The sequence below is a fragment of the Halobacillus alkaliphilus genome, assembly GCF_900113125.1.
GTDB classification, from domain to species: domain Bacteria; phylum Bacillota; class Bacilli; order Bacillales; family Halobacillaceae; genus Halobacillus; species Halobacillus alkaliphilus.
The window spans coordinates 22604-41805 of the sequence record NZ_FOOG01000002.1 but is presented as its reverse complement, the minus strand read 5'-3'; the positions used below and the strand labels follow the sequence as shown (position 1 = coordinate 41805).

Sequence of the window (19202 nt, the reverse complement as noted above, 5' to 3'; positions counted from 1 at the left end):
ATCTAAACGTTATACTACAATTTTTTTTAAATACCAACGAAAGACAGGACAATGAATACGTTTCTTGTTACGGATGCCCCTCCTTTTTACCCATAAAAAAGCCAGCTCTCTGAGCCAGAGAGCCGGCCTTACTCTTACTATATTAGTTGGTTTGATCAGCAAGTTTAACAAGTACATGAGCCATGTGTTCACGCTCTTCTTTGTTTGCTACGCCCCATAGTTCATTGAGGACTTTCTCTTCGCGGTTGCGGGGTTCTTCATGCTTAGCAAGGTAATCCGCTACGCGTTTAGCTCCTTTAGAAAGACCTTCTGAGCCAAGCCCCAGTTTTTCACCTTTGTTAACTTGATCTCCTAAATAATCCTTGAACGATTCGAAGCTTTTCATAATGTCATCTTTTTTGTCTTCACTCATCTGTGCTGCTGCATGTTTCGGATCTTTTCCAGCCATTGTAAAAATCCTCCTTTTTATTATTGTACAATACTGTTCCCGTGAAGAATTTATATAAACGTTTATAGAGGCTTGGATGTGCTCGACCTTTGATTAGGGGCTGAAATCTGTTTTTTAGACGGGTTGAACGAAGGGAAATATTAGCTTTAGAAAATAAAGTATTTTAAACAGATTTTGAGGTTCCTAATTTCTTATATTTTTGCCTCTGCTAATAGTTAGTTGGAAGTATTTTCTTAAAAAATGTAAAAAGGTGGAACTTTGTACCTGTTTTTACGTACAAGAATAAAATAAGAAATAATAGGGGGCTGTTTTGAAAAAGTTTGGGTTTGGATAGAGCTCATATAAGAGAGAGCGAACAATAGGAATGTAATGACCATAAAGCTTGACGAAAAGAGCAGATCCGACCCTGAAGTGCCTGAATAGGCATAATTCCAATGATATTCATTAACGAATGCGTGTACGCGTTCCCTGGGGGCTGCTCTACTACAAATTGAGCGATGGCATAACCTGTACAGGCGATCAACAAGCCTGTGTTCGTAGGAGAGAGAAGAAATTGTAATGGCTTTGTACCACGTTTTCTCGCTTTACTGGCAGGGCTAATACATATTTATTCCACCCGGATTTCGCTTCGCGCTTCAAGACTTCAAGAGCGGATGATGACATTAAAATCATGGGCAAAAAAGCTTCTCCTTCAAGAAGATAACCATGAAACGTTTATCGATCAAAATTATATGCTGATGTGGCTGCCAAGCGCTCAAGGAAATGACTATCAATTAGAATCGAAAGAGGTTCAAATTAAAAAAGTAGATGATTTAGAAAAAGATGTATATTGCTTCGAAGGTGAAGTGGAATGGACGAAGGTCGGAGAGTCATGGCAGGGAATGTTACTGAAAGAATTAATATGAATGAACAAGGTAAGATTTCGGCAATTCATTAAATCGAAGATATTGGCTTACCAGACAGAATAAGTTTGACTCCCCAACAAAGACAGTCAATTAAAAAAGTATGCCCGTTCTTTTAACTGTTTTACACGCTTGAAATAAAGGAGGTACAGAATGAAAGAAAATTTGAAATATGCCTGGATAGCTTCGTGGTTTGCGCTGGTGGGCCAGTTGCTCTTTTTCATCGGAGTATCATTCTATACCGGGGAATGGCGTTATGTGATGTGGAGTTTACTAGTGAGTATAGCGGCGGGGGTTCCGAGTATGATCCGGACTTCGCACGCTCAGAAACAAGTGGAGCAGAGTAAGAAAGAGGGCGAAAGTTGACCATCTAAATATATTGCAGGCAGCAAAAAGAGGTGATTATTTTATTAAGTTAATCACCTCTTTTTTGATAACTCTACTCTTCTATACTGAATTTGTACTCATTCGATCTGTGCGTATGCAGTATTTAATATTTTCTGAACATCTTCCGTCGAAAGCGAGCAAGTGTGTTTTAATGTGAGGATGACTCGATCTCTCATCGGTAAGCCCATCAAAGCCTCATATAACAACTTCCTCTCTTTGGATAACGGCATATCCCAGCTATCCTCGTGTCCACCTTCCAGGTCTAGATCTGCCTGTTTTACTTGTTTCACATACCCTTCTGCAAGGTGGACAACTTTTGCGTAAAGAGGGAGATGGTTTTGGTGAAGAGTTCGATGATCTCCTGTTTGTCGGCAGACTTGAAGAAAAGCATTTGCGGAAATTTCTTCAGCAACCGATGCATTTCCTACTAATAGGAGACTGAGCTCAAACACATTATGTTTGTGGGATTCAATATAATCGTTTATTCTTTTTCTTTTTGTTACAGGCCAAGCTAATTTCATAGAATCCCACCTATTCTTCAATGTATTGCTCAGTTTTACCGTTTGATTCATCTTCTATATACTCCATTAAGTCACCGGGCTGACAATCCAATGCTTTACATAAAGCGTCCAGAGTTGAAAAGCGAACAGCTTTCCCTTTTTCATTTTTTAAGATGGATAAATTGGCAGCCGTAATCCCTACTAACTCCGATAATTTATTTAGTGAAATTTTCCTTTGAGCCATGACTACGTCTAGCTTAATTCGGATCATAATAAACCGCCTTAAATGGTTTGTTTGTTTTCTTTAACGGCATGGACAGCCGTTTTTAAAGCACTTGCGATAATGATCAGGATGATGCCTCCAATAAGGGTATCTATGAAAAACCAACTGGAATAATGGACAGAGGCATTCGTTATCTCTAATTCCTCTACGGCTTTTGAGGTAAGTAGTTCACTTGTATAGGTAAACCCTGTACCTAAAATGCCGATGGTAAGGCCTAGCTTTGTCAAAATGGATACATTTTTATAAGTAAATAGGCCTTCCTGATCGAGCGTTTTTAAAAACTTGTGCATTAACCAGAGAAAGACGGCCGCAAAAAGAATCGTAGTTAATTCACTCAAGAAAGATAACTGCAGGAAAGACTTTTTTTCATAAAGATCGGGTTGTTCTTCAAAATTCAAGACTAAGTAAGAGTAAATGGGGTCAAAGGAGCCAAGAGAATCGGTAAAAGCGCTGTTTGGAAAGTACAGGTAACCGATATGGCTTGCTATCGCGAATAGGCCGGTCAGTGATACGAAATAAAATAGGGTTATACATAGGATCGAGCCGAGCTTGTAAAACAGATTTAAATTCATAATAAATTTCCCCTTATGTAAGAATATGTATGGATTTTCTGTAACTCAGTATAAGACACCTATATATAATTTACAATAACTTTTTATTGAAAAACGATAAATATTTATTGAATAAATGGTTGGAAGAAAGTCCTATTAGTTGAAACGTTTTTTGCATGGTTTCGTATCTATTTTAGAAGGATTCATCTAAAAGAGGGGGAGTAAAATGAAGAAGCTGCTGTTTATTGTAATTATCTTACTGCTCGTCGGGTGTGAAACAGACAACCATGATATCATTCTAAGTAACGAAATAATCGAGGTGCCAGAAACAAAGCATTCTAGAACTACAGAAACCTACAAAATTACCTATCGAAGTGATGGACTTGAAGTTACAGGGTTTATGGTCAGACCCAAAGAGATAGAAAAAGATCTTCCTCTATTGATCTTTAATCGGGGCGGGAATCAGGAATATGGAGAGATTGATGAGAAGCTACTTGCTACATACTTATCTTTATGGGCGAAGAAAGGGTACGTAGTGCTAGCTTCCCAATATCGTGGAAATGATGGCGGGGAAGGCAAGGAAGAGTTTGGAGGAGCGGATGTGAATGATGTCCTGAATCTCGTTCAGGCAGCTGAAGAACTCCCAAATGTTGATGTAGAGAATAAGGTTATGCTAGGACTATCCAGAGGAGGAATGATGACATATCTCGCTATAAAAGAAGGAGTAGATATTAAAGCGGCTGCCGTCGTAGGAGGGATTACGGATCTATTTAACTTTTATAAGGAAAGAGTTGTCGTGCGGGGAATGTTAGACGAACTCGTTGGGGATCCAGAGGAAAATAGGGATGCTTTTAAAAAACGTTCCGCTGTGTACTGGCCGGATCAGCTTGATGTCCCTCTTCTGATCATGCATGGAGAAGATGATTGGAGAGTGCCCGTCGGACAGGCAAGAGAATTAAGCAGCAAGCTTTCGCGAGAAAATGCCCATTATGAATATGTGGAATATGAAGACGGACAGCATCTTCTGAACAGCTATGTGGAGGAGTACACCGATAAAACGGACCAGTGGTTCCAGCATCATATTAATGAGTAAAACATATGAAATAGAGAGGGTTAGCATTCGAAAACAGTATCTAATTCTAAGGGGTACGCTGGTTTTCGTACGGACGTTTATGGAAGTACGTGTGGGCTTAGCCAGTCAGGAAAAAGCCGGACTCAGGGGGAACAACAAGATGCACTTACCCCAACATAGATACAATAGCGAAGCGGATATTGCCGATATGTATATCGCTAACGTGTGAAAGAAAGAGGTTCTCTACACTGCTATCGTGACGTTTACAGACGAGTTGAAGATGGATTACCTGTATCGCTATAAAAGGAGGTTGTTCACCTGAATGCTGGAAATAAAGAACAAAACAGTTGAAACCCAAAATATTCCACCTCAGGTCATCCATATTATGGATGACCTGAGGTGGCATATTTTGGGGGGAGAAAGTTTTTATGAAACTTTTCAATGCGTGAAATCGTTAGTACATGGTATCTATTATTACTCGAGGAGGAACAAGGTATGGAATCGGTGACAAAAAAGAGAAGCGCTGCGTTCGCTATAGACCTTGCTATTTCTACAGCCGTAACCTTTGGTGTAGAAAAACTGCTCAGGAAGAAAGTGAAAAGTGAAGCGTTTCATGCTTTAATTACGCCAACTTTGGTGATGTGGTCTCTAGAGTATGCCCAGTTAAAAACCTGCGGCTCGACCGTTGGGTATCAAGCATTGGGGTTAAAACTGGAAAAGCAAGAAGGAGGCAGGCCAATGTCCGGACAAATCGTGAAGCGTATGGCTTATCGTGACTTCATAAGCAGTTTAGATTACTTGAAGGACAGGAAAGGATTTCAATTAGAAGAAGGGGCTCTTATGCCGCATGACCGTTATTCAGAAACCATCGTGAAAGAAGTGGAATGTTCATGCAAACGGTGTAAATAAGATATGGGGAATAATGATTAAGGTAGTCTGTAAGACCGCGGGAAAGGAGAATTCTATGAAAACCCTGGTGTGTTTTGGAGATAGTTTAACAGCGAGGAAAGAAGGCTTTGAAGAGCCTATGCTTACAACGAAACTCGCTGAACAATTGAATCAATATGAAGTTATTAATGCAGGTGTATCGGGAGATAACACCGTAGACGGGCTGGATAGAATGGAACGGGATGTGATGATCCATAAGCCAGACGGAGTAACCGTCTTTTTTGGTGCGAACGACGCTGCTTTTCATAAAAATGTTCCTCTTGATCTCTACCAAAAGAATCTGTATAAAATTGTGGAGCGTATCAGTCCTGAGAAAACCATTTTAATCTCGCCTGCTCCTGTTGATGAAAAAGTTCAAAAGGCAAGAACAAATGAAGTCTTATATCAATACGCTTCTGCCGTCAGAGAAGTAGCGAAAGACACAGGATGTCATTTCATAGATTTCTTTCATCAGATGATTTCTTTAGAGGATTATCCAGTTAAATTGCAAGGTATAAAAAATGATGGTCTTCATTTTGGCGAAGAAGGATACGAATTTCTTGTACAATTAATCACTAAAAAAATAAAGAGCATCCGTTTATAAGTTTAACTAAAAGTATTTAATATAGAAGGAGGGCTATTGCGATGGCTAAAGATTCAATCATTCAGCTGTGGGAAGACTATCGTAAAACACACCCACATGCACCAGACCATTATGAAGCGTGGGCTTTTGGCGATTCCAAAGAAATGGCTGATCAACTGGCAGAGCTGGTTCTGGAAGGAAAAAAGACCGCCACCTCATCGAACTACACCATCTACGAATGGGAAAACGAAGCCTTACCGTCCGAGGGTCTTCACAATATTATTCTTAATGGTGATGGAGAAGCCATGGCGATCATGGAAACCACTTCCGTAAAAGTTGTTCCGTTTGATGAAGTTACGGAAGAACATGCCTTTATGGAAGGTGAAGGGGACCGTACATTAAGATATTGGCGCGACGTTCATGAATCCTTTTTTCGAAAAGAATTGGAAGAGATAAATCAAGACTTTCATTATAAAATTCCAGTGGTTTGTGAAAAGTTAAAACTGCTGTATAAGAAATAAGAATGTTATGTGCTTTTGGCTCAGGACACATTAAGTCCCCCTTTTCCGGATGAACAGTAAGGAAAGGAGAATAGAAACCAGATTAGATCGTAATTCCTTCATCGCTAATAGATAATATAATTGAGTCTATTACATAATTTTGAACTAATTGTTAAGTAATCTCTGTCCAAAAAGTGTAAAAATAAGGATGTGAAGAATGAAGATTAGAAGAGCAACTATAACGGATGCAGAGGGTGTGGCAAGAGTTCAAGTCGATAGCTGGCGTTCCACCTACGAACATATCGTTCCTGAGGAATATTTAACAAGCATGACCTACGAAAATAGAGCGCAGAAATGGAAGAAAATGATCACGAAACAGCTTGTTTATGTAGCTGAAAATCGTGAAGGGAATATTATAGGTTTCTCAAACGGTGGGCAGGAAAGATCGAGAAACTACCCCGATTATGAAGGTGAACTATATGCCATATATGTGTTAAAAGAGCATCAAAGAAGCGGAGTGGGGAAACGGTTGTTAGAGCCCATTATTCACGAATTAAACAAGATGAATATTCATTCTATGCTCGTCTTCGTATTGGCAGATAATAATTCACGGTTCTTCTATGAAAGATTAGGAGCAGAGAAAATAGATACTACGGAGATTGAAGTGTCCGGTAAAACGCTGGATGAAGTGGTATATGGATGGAAGGACATTAGAGATCTGCTAACGTACATTACGAAATATTAAACATTAGGAGTGGTCAGATATCATTAAGGTATCAGGTTGCGATTTAAAAGGAAACATTCCGTGGAGCGTGGTGAGGGAGTATGAGTGAAAAGACACTAAGTAAAATTAGAGGTTTTCTCCTCAATGTTTTATTTATGATCATAGCTTTTGTGATGTCCTACATCATGGCCTATCAGATCGGTTATGCGCCTCTGGGATATGAAATCATTGAGAAGAAAGAAGAAACAGTTCTCGTGCAGTCTCATAATTTGTTGGGGTTAAAAGAAGAGAAGATCAACTTTCATCCAGTTGACTATAAGGAATGGCATATCGATATGCTGGTAGACAGGGTAGGGTATCTGAAGCAGGATTACCTCTTATTCTTCGCATCGATCTTTGCCGTGCCTCTTTTGATCATTAAGGAGTTATACCGGGGAAAACAAAAGAGGATCGTCTTGTTCGCTGTATTGTTTCTTATGATTTACCCCACCATAACGTTAATGTCAAGCTTGAATGATATACAGAGTATTTTAGCAGGCACTTATTAATGGGAATAATTCAATACTAAAAGTTCTACCTTGATCATTCAGCTGATCAAGGTTTTTTAATCTCGTTTAATGAATGGTTGTGTACCTTGATGGTTTGTTTATAATTATAGGAGAAGAGGTCTGATAATTCATTGACCTTTATAACAAGAGTACGGCAACATTATCCTTTGGATCCAAATCTATTATAGGTAAGGACGTGATCTTATGTTGAGATGTTCTTGGTGCATGAAAAAAATTAAAGAAAATCATCCTGTATTTGGTTTAAGTGTTAAATTTGCTGAAGGTGTAGATTATTCAGATCAGGAAGGATCCATCACTCAATTGTGGTTAGAGACTCGGAATACTAGTGTTCCTATAATTGTAACGGCCGCAGGCTCTGATGCTAAAAAGGATGGAGCCGACGCGATGTTCGCTCTTTGCAGTGAAAAGTGTGGCAAGAAAATGAAAGAGACACTGAATAAAGAAAGAACAACAATTAAGGAATTTAAAGATATCTACATAGGTTAAAGATCAAGTATAACAACGTTACTATTTTAATGGTCGCTCATCTGCTTGCTTAGAAGAAATTTGACCGTGATGATTAAGCTGCCACATCTGCGGGATCGTAACGAATTGGTACCCGTTTCTTTTAAGCAGGGGAATCAGCTCATCGAGAGATTCTGCAGTACCACTTAAATCCTGCGTCCAGTGGCCCGCATTATGCATTAAAATAATCGCGCCGGGGTGCACATTATTGATAACTTGCCGGGTTATTGCTTTTTTGCCCGGCCCTTTCCAATCTTCTGTATCAATAGACCAGCCTATCCCCTTATATCCCAAAAATCCGAGGCTCAATACCTGCTGCTGGTTTAAAGCGCCATAGGGGGCTCTAAACCATTGGGTGGTTTTCCCGGTGGCTTGATATATTTGATTATTAGTATGATTAATTTCCCATTCCATTTGATGAATATCAGCTTCAGCCAGATTCGGATGCCAGTACGTATGATTCCCAATCGCGTGCCCTTCGTTGACTATTCGCTTTGTAACATCAGGATGCTTAACCACACGGGATCCCATTAAAAAAAAGGTGGCTTTCACCTTGTGTTCGTTTAAAATATCTAATATCTCAGGTGTGTACTGCTGGTCTGGACCATCGTCGAACGTAAGAGCTATCATTTTACCCTCGATCTGACCCTGATAGAGCATATGGTCAGGGAATTCGGTTTGTAATGGGTAATGAGCCGGGTGGGCACTGGAAAGCGTGGTAAAGCTCATAAGGGAAAGCAACGTGGCTGCTAATAAAACAAAAATTCGATCTAACATGAAATAACCTTTCCTTTCGCACGCCTTTTGATCCTTTCTCTAACTAACCAACCGCTGCACTTAAAAAGCGCAGAACACAGGACTTTAGCTTCCTTTCTATTATGATTTTCTTCTTACATTTTATACGAAGCAGTTTTTAGGTTGATTATACCTACAGATGAATTAAACCTTTGGTTATGATTAGAGCCGACTTATATTGACCAGACTCCTCTAACAACATTATGTTTGGTAAGGCAAGAGATGAATGACTCAAAAAATATTCCACGAAATAGATCTTTACTTATTCATATTTAACCGAAAGAAGTTTTGAGATATGCTGGCGCAAATATTGCCCCTCTTTATTTAATATACATGTATTAAATGAGGTGGAAGATGTATGACTGTACGGACTGATGAGGTATTGAACTATCCTGATCAAATGCTTTCTATCATAAAAAACGGGTTAGAAAGAAAAGACTATTCGAAAAAGGTTTTGATTATCGGCGCCGGGATGGCTGGTCTTGTTGCCGCCTCTTTGTTAAAAAGAGCGGGACATCACGTAACCTTATTAGAGGGCAGCGACCGGATCGGAGGGCGAGTATATACGGTAAGAAAACCGTTTACCCCTGGAAATTATATAGATGTTGGCGCCATGAGAATCCCGGATAACCATGAATTAGTGCTGGAATACAGTAGACGATACCTGCTGCCGCTTCATCCTTTCATTAACTCCTCTCCAGTGGATTTGATATACGTTAATAACGTACTTACCACAAGAAAAGTGTATGAGGAAAATCCAGATATCTTGCAATTCCCTGTCAATGATAATGAAAAAGGCAGAACCGCCACTAATCTATTTCTGGAGGCGGTTCAACCATTTCTGGACCTCTATTCCAACAGTTCCCCGGAAGAACAGAAGCGGTTAAAAGCGGAGTACGCCCATTACTCCATGGGGGAGTTTCTTGAATTTAATCCGATTGGAAAGCCATTATCCACCTATACTATCAGGAGTATCGGTGTCATGTTAGGTCTTGAAGGTTTTCCGGAGTTTTCCTTTGTAGATATTTTGACCGATATTATTTATCCGATCTTTGGTAAGAGTGAGCGTTTCTTTGAAATTGAGGGAGGGAATGACCGTCTTCCTTACTCCTTCGTACCAGAGCTTTTACATGAGATCCGCCTGAACAGAAAAGTTGAGAGAATTTATCAAAGTTCCCAGGGCGTAAGGATACAGGCGAGAGACCGGGTTAGCGGAACATGGCATCATTATGAGGGAGACTACGGAATTGTTACGGTTCCTTTTCCAGTTTTTCAGTTCATAGATGTCTTCCCTTATCATTCGATATCGTTTGAGAAATGGCAGATTATTCGGGAACTTATCAATGTGCCTGCTGTTAAAATTGGGATTGAATTTAGACATCGTTTTTGGGAGAAGGCCGGAGTGGGGAATGCCATCTCTGATCAACCTTCAAGATTTTCTTATATTCCAAGTCAAGGGATAGGTACAGGAGGACCTGCCGTTTTACTGGCCAGTTACAGTTGGGGGCAGGATGCTATTCTGTGGGCCAGCCTCCCACACGATGAGATGGTCCGTGAATTGCTGAATGACTTATCCAAAATATATGGAAAGATTGTCTATCAGGAATTTATGACAGCATTTTCCTATAACTGGTCATTGGATGAATATTCAGCCGGGGCTTTCACCTTGTTTCTTCCGGGACAGGGGCAGGATTTTTCTGAAGTGATCCGGCAGCCAGAAGGAAGATTACATTTTGCCGGAGAACATACTTCATCCTTTCATGGGTGGCTGGAAGGGGCGATAGAGTCAGGAATACGAACCGCTTATGAAATAAATAACAGAGCCTAAGCGGGGCAATTGATCGGCACGCGAAAGCAGATGCGATCATTGGTTCAAGTACTTCTGGCATTATGCCTTTGATCAGAACCGAAATGAGTTTCTCGTTCTTCTTTATGATCTTGTTCAGGAATATTGGCCGAAAGAGACAGAGAAAACTCACTATTAAAGGAGCGTTCAAACATGAAACCATCCTTTCTCTACTGTAAATCCGTCCCGGCGGAATGGGTTGATTATAACGGGTACATGAATGATGCGGAATATAGCCGCGCTTTCAGCCTGGCTACCGACGCTTTTATCGAACACATTGTTCTTGATGAAGCAGCACGAACGATGAAAAATCAGGCGGGCGATCTTGTAGCCACTTTAGAGGAGATGCTAATGGGAATTGATCAAACGGAGGGCCGGGGTGCTTCATTCCCGGGACCCGTAGCTGATACCATTCATGAGATTTATCAGGCGCAGGATAACGGAGAGTATATCAAGCAGGCTGGACGGACAATTGGAATCGGAAGAAAATAATGAAGAAAAGGCAAGCAGGATGACTGCTTGCCTTTCTTAGTTTTTACTTACTCTTATGCATAGGAGGGAGGATAAGCCAGCCTTTTTCTTTGTTTAATCGGAGAGCTTTAGCTCCAGCTTGCGCTTTATTCATATGCAACTGGCCAAATAACATAGCAACATCTTCACGTGTTGATTGGCCGATAGCTTGGCTGCAGGCAACAAGTCCCTGAGCAATGTTCAGAGAAATAGCTGCACTTATTTCGGGATCATTCATCCGTGCGCCGACGGGAATATCTTCTAAATCTGCAACCGAACGTTCTGGCGGAGTAGGAGGCAATACAATACCATTAGCTTTAAGGATATCTTCAATATCTCTCGATTCTTGCTTAATACCTTGTACGAGTTCTTCTAAAAGTCTTTTCAGTTCTTTGTCTCCGGCATGGTTGTAAAGGGTTTGATACGTTGCTGAAGTTCCCTTAACTGCGGTTAAGTAACTCCAAAGACTAAACACTTCACCATAATGCAACGGTTCTTTTTGTTGACTACCACTCAGAATTCCCATTTAAAGTTCACTCCTGTGTAAGTATTTTCAAGGGTATTATGTGATAGTGCTATCGACGTTATACTGTTTTATAAAAAAATCGCATCGCTTGAGCAAGGTAACCGGCAAAGTGTGGAACAGTTCTCTTTTTAGTTTTAGGCCCAGAAGTAATTTACTAATTGGAAGGTTTTTTAAGTTAATAAAAAACCATAATGAAGCGTGAGCCTTTTACAATTGAGATAGACTGGCGGTGGTATAATAGAAGAAAACTTTTCCTAAACCTGTTCCATCCAAGCAGAAATAGACAGGATTTCACCATCGCTACAGGTTAACATAGACTTAGGGAGTGATTCATATGACGTTAGTTGACTCATTGCAGCGGTCGATTGATTATATGGAAAACCATATCCTTGAGGACATTTCGGTTGAAGCAGTCGCAAACCACGCTGATATGTCTGTCTTTCATTTTCAACGTATGTTTACACTTTTGACAGAGGTACCAGTGGCTGAGTATCTCAGGAAAAGAAGATTGACGCTTGCTGCTCATGAACTTTCCAAAACCAGTTTAAAAGTGATCGAAATAGCCTTAAAGTATGGATATGACACTCCTGAATCTTTCGCGAAAGCATTCAAAAAACAGCACGGTATCACACCTAGAGAAGCGAAGTGCTATACAGGAAAGGTGCAATCTTATAACCGCCTGGTGATCCAGGTGAATGTGAAAGGAGCAGAACCTATGGTATATCACATGGTAGAAAAAGGTCCCATTCAAGTAGTGGGAATGAAGCGAGAGCTGTCCTGCGAAAATGGAGAGAATCAGCGAGTTATTCCTAAGCTTTGGGAGCAGGTGAATGAAGATGGAACGTCTGAGGAGTTAAACAAATTAAATGATGGAGATATTCAGGGACTTCTCGGTGTATGTGTGGATAAAAGTCATGTCCAGGCTAATCTGATGGATTATTGGATTGCAGCTGCTCACAAAGGAGAGATGCCTGAACATTTCTCAAACCTGGAGCTGCCTGCTTCTAAATGGGCCGTATTCGAAGTACATGGTCCCATGCCTTTGTCTATCCAGAAGGTGTGGAAGCAAATATATTCAGAATGGTTTCCGTCCAGCGGGTACGAACATGCCGGAACCCCAGATCTGGAGGTCTATTCTGCGGATGATCCTTTTAGCAAAGACTATTATTCAGAAATATGGATTCCGGTAAAGTAAATGAAGGAACGTTAAGCGAGTAGAAACCTATTAGAAAGGAGTCTTGCGTAATGAAAGTCATTATTGTAGGCGGAGGTATCGCTGGGTTGACTTTGGCTTATTGGCTGAATAGGAATGGAAATGATGTGCAGATCATAGAAAAGGCTTCAGAATTAAGAACAGAAGGGTATATGATGGACTTTTTTGGACCTGGCTATGACGTAGCAGAGAAAATGGAAATTCTGGATCAGCTTAGCCGCATCCATTATCCCATTTCAGGTTTGGAGTTTCTGAACGAGGATGGCAAGTTTAAGTTCAAGCTTCCTTACCCTTCTCTCAGATATTTATTTAATGGACGCCATTTTAACTTCCTGAGAGGAGATTTAGAGCAGGTTTTATATGATCTGGTGAAGGATCGGGTCGATTTCAAATTTGGAGAAACGATAGATGATATCCAGCAGGATGACGATCAAGTGCATGTAACATTATCCGATGGCAGCCGGGATACTGCAGATGTAGTAGTGGGAGCTGATGGAGTAAGGTCCCGCGTGCGTTCTTTAGTATTTGGCGATCATCAGAACTATATCAAGCACATGGGGTATGATACAGCTGCATATATTATAGAAAATTCCAATATGAATAAGGAATTAAACAACGCTTTTTATTCCTTATCATCCCCGGGACTCCAGGCTTCCGTCTATCCGATCAGAGGAGACCGGTCAGCGACGTTCTTTTTATATAAATCTTCCAAAAAAGAGGAGCATTTATCTAGAGAAGAAGCTGAAGATGAGTTGAAAAATCACTTCAAACATATGGGATGGATCGTCCCGGAATTGCTCAATAAAGCAGAGGAAACATCAGATTTTTATTATGACGAGGTTTCCCAGGTGGTCATGCCTCACTGGAGCAAGGGGCGAGTCGTCCTGGCAGGAGACTCCTGCCAGGCGGTTTCACTGATGGCGGGCCAGGGAGCGTCTCTCGCTATGACTGGCGCTTATGTATTGGCGCGCTGTTTGCAGGAGAATAACGACGTAACACAGGCATTGGATAAGTACGAAGTCGATTTAAAACCGCAGGTTATGAAAACGCAGGCATCTGGAAGAAGATTTGCTCATTACTTTCTCCCGGATACACGATGGAGGATCTTCATTCGTGATGTTACGATGCGGATTAGTGTACTTCCGATCATCAGGAAGTTCGTGAATATGAACAGGGCCCGGATTCCAAAGTGATATGCGGCTTTTTTTAGTGGGGAACATTGGTAATAGGTTTATGCTTTTGCTGGTTAATAATGTTAAAATAAACCTAACATTATGGAACACATCTTCTCGTAACCTTAATTTCACTGCTCACTTTAAAAAAGGTTAAACGAATCGAAGCTTTAAAGCAGCTAGTTGAAGGAAATAGTCCAAAATTACTGGAAACAGGCGCTTCTTAAAAAGAAAGGAAGGATCGAATGAGAGCTTTTCTCTTACTTCTGGCCGCTGCCGGTAATGTCTTTTTTATAACAACAACATTATTTTGGAATTCCATACGCTTAAACGGATTCTGGCTTTTATTCTTCGGCACATTTCTGCTATTCAGTCTTCTGTTTTCCGGATATGTTTTTGTGAAGAAAAGGCGCCAGCCTAAGAGTTTCCTTTCTATTGGCTCGGTGATGGTACTTTCCATTAGTGCAGGATCGATCGGTTGGTATTCTGTCCTTGCGGTATTAGCTTTTGTAAATGCCTCTGTTACTTCTTAAGACTTTATAAAACAGTTGTAACTACCACTTGTGATCAGAATCTATTAAAATACGAGTCTCTCAGGGAGTGAATGTTTTGAAAAGCGAGCCACCTTTCAAAAATCTCGTCCATTCGATAGCTGAACTGCGTGAAGTGGCAGGTGATCCCGGGGGATTAGCTAAGAATAAAGTAATTTCTTACCTGGATCAAAACTGTATAGAATTTATGAACCATTCTCCGTTTTTAGTTCTTTCTACGGTGAACCAATTTGGAGATTGCGACGCTTCTCCTCGTGGAGATCAGCCAGGCTTTGTCCACGTATTAGATTCTGCAAGGCTTATTATTCCTGAAAGAAAAGGCAATAAACGTTTGGATTCTATACAAAATATATTATCGCAGCCATCCGTGGGTTTGCTTTTTATGATCCCAGGGACGGGAGAAACCTTGCGAGTAAACGGAACAGCTTATATAACGAGAGACCCTGAATATCTTGAGAAGATGACCGTTCAAGGAAAAGCTCCATTGTTGGGTATAGGAGTTGAAGTGAAAGAGTGTTTCCTCCATTGTGCGAAAGCCTTTAAACGTTCGAAACTATGGGAACCGGAGCACTGGCCGAAAACAGAGAAGCTTCCATCTGCTGCTAAAATAATGGCTGCTCATGCTAGTACACGGAGTATAACTGAAGAATCGGTAGAGGAAGATTTGAAAGAAAGTTATAAGAAACGCCTGTATTAAAGTGAAGTTGAGTAGATTTATCAGTGTCGTGTTTTTGAATGATAGAAATTGGGTTAGAACGTCTTTCGTGCTCAAGAAAGGTGGTGGGAAGAATGGGCGTGGTGATAGTACTGTTTGCTTTCGTCGTAATCAGTCTATGTAGTATTGCTTTAGGCTTATTGTTTACTAGAATAAATTTCTCTTTTGGTTTAGCCATCAGCGCCAGTCTACCTTTCATAGTTGGTTATTTATTGCAGGTTACGACGCTATTTTACCTTATTCCTATTTTACCTTTAGTGACCTGGATCGTTCATAGCATAAGAGTATCGAGAGAGAAGCCATCATTCAAATGAGTTACTTGTCTGCCAAAGTCGTGAAAATTTCCCAGGAAATAATCCGTTTCGACAATGATTTTGGTCAAGAGTATCTATTGTTTTTTCCGACCAGGCTGCCTCGTGAGTGAACCTCACGATAAACGGAAATCAGCTTTTGTTTAAAGAAATTTCCATTATGGTGGTTAAGCGATAAGCATTTGTAGTTTTCGTTTCAAATAGGGCAGGTAGATAGGTTAAGGTTGAAGAAATTATGCGGTGCAAGAGGGATGGTATATGGAATTTAATGTTAGATCAGAACGTTTATCTATGTTTGGTGTCTTTGGGCTTATCCTCCTATGGAATATACTGACCGATATTTATGGATATTCCATACTATCATTTGCCATCATTTTATTACTTTTGGTATTATTCAGTGCGTTTCGATTTAAATTCGAAATAGATCAAGAGCAAGTGGTGTACCGACTTTTATTCTTTAAAAAATCAATTCATTCAAGAAAACTATCGCCCGGGGATATCAGTCAAATCAGCTTTGTCCGACAAATGTGGGTTAAAAGGGCTGTGATGATAGATGTTAAGAACGGAAGAAAAATTCGTTTAGTTGAACTCTATCCTCCAACAGCTTTTGATTATTTAACGGAGTTTGCCAACAAGCATGAGGTTGAATTACATAAAACAAGAGATTATTTGAGGCTAGAGAGCAAAATGAGTAAGTGACGGGTGGCCGAATGCTTCCTAGAGAACTAGTGTTTCCAGACGAAAATTTGTAGGAAGAATAAAGCTTTTCGAATGAACCTTACAATATAAACAGGAACCCAACCATCAATGATTGGGATCCTGTTTATCAATTTTTTCAGAGGATATTCCATCTACATTCACTATAAAAGCTTTGGAAACTGAACCAAGGAATTCTTGATTCTCATTATACCAATCCAATCTTACAAAAAAGCTTTCTTTACGTTCATCTTTACTAGCGCTATGGATCGTTATTTCATTTTCTTCCAATGTTCCCCCTTCAATCGTTGTCCCATAATATCTGGACAAATGAGTCTGAGTGGGCTGTTTACCATCAATATGAACTTGGATTTTCTCCCCATCCTCTACTTGAGTAGGTTCCAATCCTTCCGCCATCTCCTTATGGTTCATCTGGTCGACGGTGGCAGAATTCTCCGAACAGTCAGGGGCAAAACACTGGCGTATACTATTCGCTTCAATTTCTTCCCCTTTATATGTAAAGGTTACGCTCGGCTTTTCTTCTAAAGCTTGTTTGCTTTCGCTTTCTGATTCACTGGAATTAGAGTTTGAATTAGAAGTTTCCGTTTCCCCGGGCTGACAGGCCGCTAATAACATTAGTAGAATTATATAAACAAGTTTTTTCAACGTTTTTCTCCTTTCAACAAACTATATTGTATTTAAGAACGATCCAATGTTTTTTTCTTCAAATTATTTAGCCTTTCTTATAACCATTTAAACCAGAATATATAGTTATTACTTCTGAAAAATACATCAGGATTGATGGACGAAGCTTAAAATTCATCTAGCTATTTAAACCTTTTTCGTGAATAATTAAGAATTCTTTGATTTATAATCTCTCTCGGATGAAATCCTCAGCTGATTGACAGTAAGCCGATATAAGATAGAATGAAAGTGGTTTCATAAAGATAGAGGTGTATGGATTGAATAAGAGACAGACAAAATTAATTCAGAAACTATTGCTTCATACAACAGAATCGATCCGCGTACAGTATCTCGCTGATGAACTTGACTGTTCAGAAAAAACGATTCGCAATGATTTGAAAGTTATCGAACAGTTTTTATCAGTACATGGAAATGCCGAACTCAGCCGTAAACCTGGCATTGGATTGCATATTTCCATCAGTGAAGAGGATAAAAGGAAAGTATTCCATGAGCTATATCGATTTGACTGGAATAATGAACATGATCGGCTTTTGGAAATCGGGTATCGCTTACTTGTAGAAGAAAAGCCACTAACATTGCAGGGATTAGCAGATTCTTATTTTGCAACACCTGCAGAGATTAGGAATGATATGGTGACTTTGTCCAAATGGCTCTATTCCTTCGGGCTTGAAATCATATCTAAACAGCGTCTGGGCAGTACGATTCAAGGTAAGGAGCTCGATAAAAGGAATGCTCTGGCTCACCTGCCTGAACTGGTTACAGAAGCGGATAATTCAACAGAGTATATTTTACAATTGTTTCCGAAGTACGAGACAGACCTCGTTCGTCAGTCCATCACGAGGATGTTAAAGCAGTGGGCATGGGAACTGGCGGATGATGAAGTTGAAAGCTTAACGATCCACGCGCTTGTCATGATGAAAAGGGTGAGACAATCTGCTTCTATGGTTCTAACAGAGGAAGAAATCGATCAAGCGAAGAGCTCCCAGGAGTACCAAATGACCGAAAACTTCTTAACCTCGATTAAGAACGTAATGAAGCTTGAGCTTCCTCAATCTGAAAAAGTTTATTTCACATGGCACCTCATGAGCTTTTCCCATCAAGATTTATTGACTAAGCGGGATACCGATACTGATCGATTGATGAGTGAAGTTGTAAATCAACTAACGGCACAGCTTCAAATTATGACCATGACGAATTTCAGGAATGATCCGATTCTTATGGACGGCTTAAATGTTCACCTTTCTTCAACCATTCACCGCGTACGTCACGGGCTGTCCATTCGGAACCCTATGCTAAATGAAATTAAAAAAATGTATCCTTATATGTTCAGCATGATGGTAATGGCCCTTGAGGAAGTGAACAAGACGTATTCCATTGTGATCCCTGAAGATGAAGCGGCTTATTTGGTCCTCCATTTCCAGGCTTCTGTCGAGCGTCTGCAGAAGAAACGGGATATCAAGAAGAAGGTATTGATTGTATGTGAACTTGGCGTAGGGATGTCTCACCTGCTGCAGGCCAAACTGGAGCAGTCTTACAAAGGAATGGAAATTGTCGATTGTATCGGAGTCCGTGATTTAGATGGAAAATTGAAAAATGCATCCATAGATTTTATTTTATCGACGAGAGACCTTGGGGAGCAGAGAATACCTACCCTTGTCATTTCTCCATTACTAAAAGCAGAAGATCGTAAAAAACTAGACCAGTTTCTTCAGAAAGATGCGCAAAAACCTTTAATCTCCAGTGACTTATGGCAATGGTTGAACAGCGGCACGTCTCACTTCGAAGTTGAACCAATGCACCGGTATCAAGTCATTGAGATGCTTGGGCGAGAACTTGTAGAAAAAAAGCTGGTTTCACAGATCTTTCCCCAGCGGGCGGTTATGCGAGAGCGAACTTCTTCTACAGCGATAGGGGGAGGTATAGCTATCCCTCATGCTCCCCCGGGAGAGGTCTATGAGTCTAACGTTTCTACAGCAGTATTAAAAGAACCGATCGAATGGGGAAACGAACGTGTTTCCGTTGTCTTTCTATTAGCGATTTCCAAAGAAGATCAAACAAAGATTCGCTCGGTGATGCATATCATTTCTCGGATAAGTTCCAAGCCTGAATTGGTCCAGGAGATTATAGAAGCCGCGGATCTGGAAGATTTAAAGCAGGTTTTGAAATAATCATTTATTTTGCCGGAAGTCCGGTAAAAATAAATGATTTTTTT

Annotated in this window: 25 protein-coding genes; 17 read left to right on the top strand and 8 right to left on the bottom strand. The window is 40.3% G+C overall.

Annotation, left to right across the window (positions count from 1 at the left end; genetic code table 11):
- Window positions 1-142 precede the first annotated feature (142 nt).
- Together BMZ06_RS01735 and BMZ06_RS01730 are read right to left on the bottom strand one after the other, a co-directional pair.
- Window positions 143-448 (bottom strand): DUF3243 domain-containing protein, encoded by a 306-nt coding sequence (locus BMZ06_RS01735; protein ID WP_089749528.1) that lies wholly within the window; start codon window positions 446-448, stop codon window positions 143-145.
- A gap of 519 nt (window positions 449-967) precedes the next feature.
- Entirely contained in the window at window positions 968-1111 is a 144-nt protein-coding gene (locus tag BMZ06_RS01730) for an ABC-2 transporter permease (protein WP_245755932.1), read from the bottom strand.
- Between BMZ06_RS01730 and BMZ06_RS01725 the strand changes: the two genes are divergently transcribed.
- Both BMZ06_RS01725 and BMZ06_RS01720 read left to right on the top strand, forming a co-directional pair.
- On the top strand, window positions 1105-1353 hold the full coding sequence (locus tag BMZ06_RS01725; protein WP_089749524.1) for a hypothetical protein: 249 nt from the start codon (window positions 1105-1107) through the stop codon (window positions 1351-1353). The two genes, BMZ06_RS01730 and BMZ06_RS01725, sit on opposite strands and share 7 nt — an antisense overlap.
- A 150-nt stretch (window positions 1354-1503) precedes the next feature.
- Complete coding sequence (locus tag BMZ06_RS01720) at window positions 1504-1716, top strand: hypothetical protein (RefSeq protein ID WP_089749522.1); 213 nt, start codon at window positions 1504-1506, stop codon at window positions 1714-1716.
- Between the two features lie 98 nt (window positions 1717-1814).
- On the opposite strand, the gene BMZ06_RS01715 is transcribed toward BMZ06_RS01720, so the two are convergent.
- From BMZ06_RS01715 to BMZ06_RS01705, 3 genes are read right to left on the bottom strand one after another with little or no spacing between them, the layout of a single operon-like run.
- On the bottom strand, window positions 1815-2258 hold the full coding sequence (locus BMZ06_RS01715) for a hypothetical protein (RefSeq protein WP_089749520.1): 444 nt from the start codon (window positions 2256-2258) through the stop codon (window positions 1815-1817).
- 10 nt (window positions 2259-2268) lie between these two features.
- On the bottom strand, window positions 2269-2508 hold the full coding sequence (locus BMZ06_RS01710; RefSeq protein WP_175477760.1) for a helix-turn-helix domain-containing protein: 240 nt from the start codon (window positions 2506-2508) through the stop codon (window positions 2269-2271).
- 11 nt (window positions 2509-2519) lie between these two features.
- Window positions 2520-3092 carry a DUF2975 domain-containing protein gene (locus tag BMZ06_RS01705; protein WP_089749517.1) on the bottom strand — a complete coding sequence of 191 codons (573 nt, stop codon included), beginning with the start codon at window positions 3090-3092 and terminating at the stop codon, window positions 2520-2522.
- Window positions 3093-3297: 205 nt separating this feature from the next.
- Here BMZ06_RS01705 and BMZ06_RS01700 point away from each other — a divergent pair, with 205 nt between their 5' ends.
- The 7 genes from BMZ06_RS01700 (at window position 3298) to BMZ06_RS01665 (ending at window position 7932) form a co-directional block, all read left to right on the top strand.
- Entirely contained in the window at window positions 3298-4164 is an 867-nt protein-coding gene (locus tag BMZ06_RS01700; RefSeq protein ID WP_089749516.1) for an alpha/beta hydrolase family protein, read from the top strand.
- Between the two features lie 474 nt (window positions 4165-4638).
- Window positions 4639-5052, top strand: coding sequence for an RDD family protein (locus BMZ06_RS01690; protein ID WP_089749512.1), 414 nt, complete (start codon window positions 4639-4641; stop codon window positions 5050-5052).
- Between the two features lie 55 nt (window positions 5053-5107).
- A complete protein-coding gene (locus BMZ06_RS01685; RefSeq protein WP_089749510.1) occupies window positions 5108-5674 on the top strand; it encodes an SGNH/GDSL hydrolase family protein in 567 nt (188 codons plus the stop codon).
- 41 nt (window positions 5675-5715) lie between these two features.
- Window positions 5716-6174: an ASCH domain-containing protein gene (locus BMZ06_RS01680; RefSeq protein ID WP_089749508.1), complete on the top strand. Its 459-nt coding sequence runs from the start codon at window positions 5716-5718 to the stop codon at window positions 6172-6174.
- Between the two features lie 196 nt (window positions 6175-6370).
- Window positions 6371-6898 carry a GNAT family N-acetyltransferase gene (locus tag BMZ06_RS01675; RefSeq protein ID WP_089749506.1) on the top strand — a complete coding sequence of 176 codons (528 nt, stop codon included), beginning with the start codon at window positions 6371-6373 and terminating at the stop codon, window positions 6896-6898.
- 80 nt (window positions 6899-6978) lie between these two features.
- The gene (locus BMZ06_RS01670) at window positions 6979-7425 is read left to right on the top strand and encodes a hypothetical protein (RefSeq protein ID WP_089749505.1); all 447 of its coding nucleotides are present in this window, start codon (window positions 6979-6981) and stop codon (window positions 7423-7425) included.
- A 225-nt stretch (window positions 7426-7650) separates the two neighbouring features.
- Window positions 7651-7932 carry a hypothetical protein gene (locus tag BMZ06_RS01665; protein WP_245755925.1) on the top strand — a complete coding sequence of 94 codons (282 nt, stop codon included), beginning with the start codon at window positions 7651-7653 and terminating at the stop codon, window positions 7930-7932.
- Between the two features lie 21 nt (window positions 7933-7953).
- Here BMZ06_RS01665 and BMZ06_RS01660 read toward each other — a convergent pair whose 3' ends face one another.
- Entirely contained in the window at window positions 7954-8727 is a 774-nt protein-coding gene (locus BMZ06_RS01660) for a polysaccharide deacetylase family protein (RefSeq protein WP_089749501.1), read from the bottom strand.
- A gap of 376 nt (window positions 8728-9103) precedes the next feature.
- On the opposite strand from BMZ06_RS01660, the gene BMZ06_RS01655 reads away from it, so the two are divergent.
- Window positions 9104-10573, top strand: coding sequence for a flavin monoamine oxidase family protein (locus BMZ06_RS01655; RefSeq protein WP_089749499.1), 1470 nt, complete (start codon window positions 9104-9106; stop codon window positions 10571-10573).
- Between the two features lie 171 nt (window positions 10574-10744).
- Window positions 10745-11083 (top strand): thioesterase family protein, encoded by a 339-nt coding sequence (locus BMZ06_RS01650; RefSeq protein ID WP_089749497.1) that lies wholly within the window; start codon window positions 10745-10747, stop codon window positions 11081-11083.
- A 43-nt stretch (window positions 11084-11126) separates the two neighbouring features.
- Here the strand turns inward: BMZ06_RS01650 and BMZ06_RS01645 are convergent, their stop codons facing one another.
- Window positions 11127-11627 carry a DUF3231 family protein gene (locus BMZ06_RS01645; protein WP_089749495.1) on the bottom strand — a complete coding sequence of 167 codons (501 nt, stop codon included), beginning with the start codon at window positions 11625-11627 and terminating at the stop codon, window positions 11127-11129.
- A gap of 334 nt (window positions 11628-11961) precedes the next feature.
- Here BMZ06_RS01645 and BMZ06_RS01640 point away from each other — a divergent pair, with 334 nt between their 5' ends.
- The 5 genes from BMZ06_RS01640 to BMZ06_RS01615 all read left to right on the top strand — a co-directional run bounded on the left by BMZ06_RS01640 (window position 11962) and on the right by BMZ06_RS01615 (window position 16288).
- Window positions 11962-12822, top strand: coding sequence for an AraC family transcriptional regulator (locus BMZ06_RS01640; protein WP_089749494.1), 861 nt, complete (start codon window positions 11962-11964; stop codon window positions 12820-12822).
- Window positions 12823-12872: 50 nt separating this feature from the next.
- Window positions 12873-14033 (top strand): FAD-dependent oxidoreductase, encoded by a 1161-nt coding sequence (locus BMZ06_RS01635; RefSeq protein ID WP_089749492.1) that lies wholly within the window; start codon window positions 12873-12875, stop codon window positions 14031-14033.
- 224 nt (window positions 14034-14257) lie between these two features.
- On the top strand, window positions 14258-14545 hold the full coding sequence (locus BMZ06_RS01630) for a hypothetical protein (protein ID WP_089749490.1): 288 nt from the start codon (window positions 14258-14260) through the stop codon (window positions 14543-14545).
- Between the two features lie 76 nt (window positions 14546-14621).
- A complete protein-coding gene (locus BMZ06_RS01625; RefSeq protein ID WP_089749489.1) occupies window positions 14622-15260 on the top strand; it encodes a pyridoxamine 5'-phosphate oxidase family protein in 639 nt (212 codons plus the stop codon).
- Between the two features lie 587 nt (window positions 15261-15847).
- Window positions 15848-16288: a hypothetical protein gene (locus BMZ06_RS01615; RefSeq protein WP_089749485.1), complete on the top strand. Its 441-nt coding sequence runs from the start codon at window positions 15848-15850 to the stop codon at window positions 16286-16288.
- Between the two features lie 105 nt (window positions 16289-16393).
- On the opposite strand, the gene BMZ06_RS01610 is transcribed toward BMZ06_RS01615, so the two are convergent.
- Window positions 16394-16951: a hypothetical protein gene (locus BMZ06_RS01610; RefSeq protein WP_089749483.1), complete on the bottom strand. Its 558-nt coding sequence runs from the start codon at window positions 16949-16951 to the stop codon at window positions 16394-16396.
- A gap of 296 nt (window positions 16952-17247) precedes the next feature.
- On the opposite strand from BMZ06_RS01610, the gene BMZ06_RS01605 reads away from it, so the two are divergent.
- Window positions 17248-19158 (top strand): BglG family transcription antiterminator, encoded by a 1911-nt coding sequence (locus BMZ06_RS01605; RefSeq protein WP_139205786.1) that lies wholly within the window; start codon window positions 17248-17250, stop codon window positions 19156-19158.
- Window positions 19159-19202 lie beyond the last annotated feature (44 nt).

Excerpts from the sequence above, each read along its gene's own strand:
- BMZ06_RS01735 (WP_089749528.1), bottom strand. The coding sequence starts at position 448 with ATGGCTGGAAAAGATCCGAAACATGCAGCAGCACAGATGAGTGAAGAC.
- BMZ06_RS01725 (WP_089749524.1), top strand. The coding sequence starts at position 1,105 with ATGACATTAAAATCATGGGCAAAAAAGCTTCTCCTTCAAGAAGATAAC.
- BMZ06_RS01730 (WP_245755932.1), bottom strand. The coding sequence starts at position 1,111 with ATGTCATCATCCGCTCTTGAAGTCTTGAAGCGCGAAGCGAAATCCGGG.
- BMZ06_RS01720 (WP_089749522.1), top strand. The coding sequence starts at position 1,504 with ATGAAAGAAAATTTGAAATATGCCTGGATAGCTTCGTGGTTTGCGCTG.
- BMZ06_RS01715 (WP_089749520.1), bottom strand. The coding sequence starts at position 2,258 with ATGAAATTAGCTTGGCCTGTAACAAAAAGAAAAAGAATAAACGATTAT.
- BMZ06_RS01710 (WP_175477760.1), bottom strand. The coding sequence starts at position 2,508 with ATGATCCGAATTAAGCTAGACGTAGTCATGGCTCAAAGGAAAATTTCA.
- BMZ06_RS01705 (WP_089749517.1), bottom strand. The coding sequence starts at position 3,092 with ATGAATTTAAATCTGTTTTACAAGCTCGGCTCGATCCTATGTATAACC.
- BMZ06_RS01700 (WP_089749516.1), top strand. The coding sequence starts at position 3,298 with ATGAAGAAGCTGCTGTTTATTGTAATTATCTTACTGCTCGTCGGGTGT.
- BMZ06_RS01690 (WP_089749512.1), top strand. The coding sequence starts at position 4,639 with ATGGAATCGGTGACAAAAAAGAGAAGCGCTGCGTTCGCTATAGACCTT.
- BMZ06_RS01685 (WP_089749510.1), top strand. The coding sequence starts at position 5,108 with ATGAAAACCCTGGTGTGTTTTGGAGATAGTTTAACAGCGAGGAAAGAA.
- BMZ06_RS01680 (WP_089749508.1), top strand. The coding sequence starts at position 5,716 with ATGGCTAAAGATTCAATCATTCAGCTGTGGGAAGACTATCGTAAAACA.
- BMZ06_RS01675 (WP_089749506.1), top strand. The coding sequence starts at position 6,371 with ATGAAGATTAGAAGAGCAACTATAACGGATGCAGAGGGTGTGGCAAGA.
- BMZ06_RS01670 (WP_089749505.1), top strand. The coding sequence starts at position 6,979 with ATGAGTGAAAAGACACTAAGTAAAATTAGAGGTTTTCTCCTCAATGTT.
- BMZ06_RS01665 (WP_245755925.1), top strand. The coding sequence starts at position 7,651 with ATGAAAAAAATTAAAGAAAATCATCCTGTATTTGGTTTAAGTGTTAAA.
- BMZ06_RS01660 (WP_089749501.1), bottom strand. The coding sequence starts at position 8,727 with ATGTTAGATCGAATTTTTGTTTTATTAGCAGCCACGTTGCTTTCCCTT.
- BMZ06_RS01655 (WP_089749499.1), top strand. The coding sequence starts at position 9,104 with ATGACTGTACGGACTGATGAGGTATTGAACTATCCTGATCAAATGCTT.
- BMZ06_RS01650 (WP_089749497.1), top strand. The coding sequence starts at position 10,745 with ATGAAACCATCCTTTCTCTACTGTAAATCCGTCCCGGCGGAATGGGTT.
- BMZ06_RS01645 (WP_089749495.1), bottom strand. The coding sequence starts at position 11,627 with ATGGGAATTCTGAGTGGTAGTCAACAAAAAGAACCGTTGCATTATGGT.
- BMZ06_RS01640 (WP_089749494.1), top strand. The coding sequence starts at position 11,962 with ATGACGTTAGTTGACTCATTGCAGCGGTCGATTGATTATATGGAAAAC.
- BMZ06_RS01635 (WP_089749492.1), top strand. The coding sequence starts at position 12,873 with ATGAAAGTCATTATTGTAGGCGGAGGTATCGCTGGGTTGACTTTGGCT.
- BMZ06_RS01630 (WP_089749490.1), top strand. The coding sequence starts at position 14,258 with ATGAGAGCTTTTCTCTTACTTCTGGCCGCTGCCGGTAATGTCTTTTTT.
- BMZ06_RS01615 (WP_089749485.1), top strand. The coding sequence starts at position 15,848 with ATGGAATTTAATGTTAGATCAGAACGTTTATCTATGTTTGGTGTCTTT.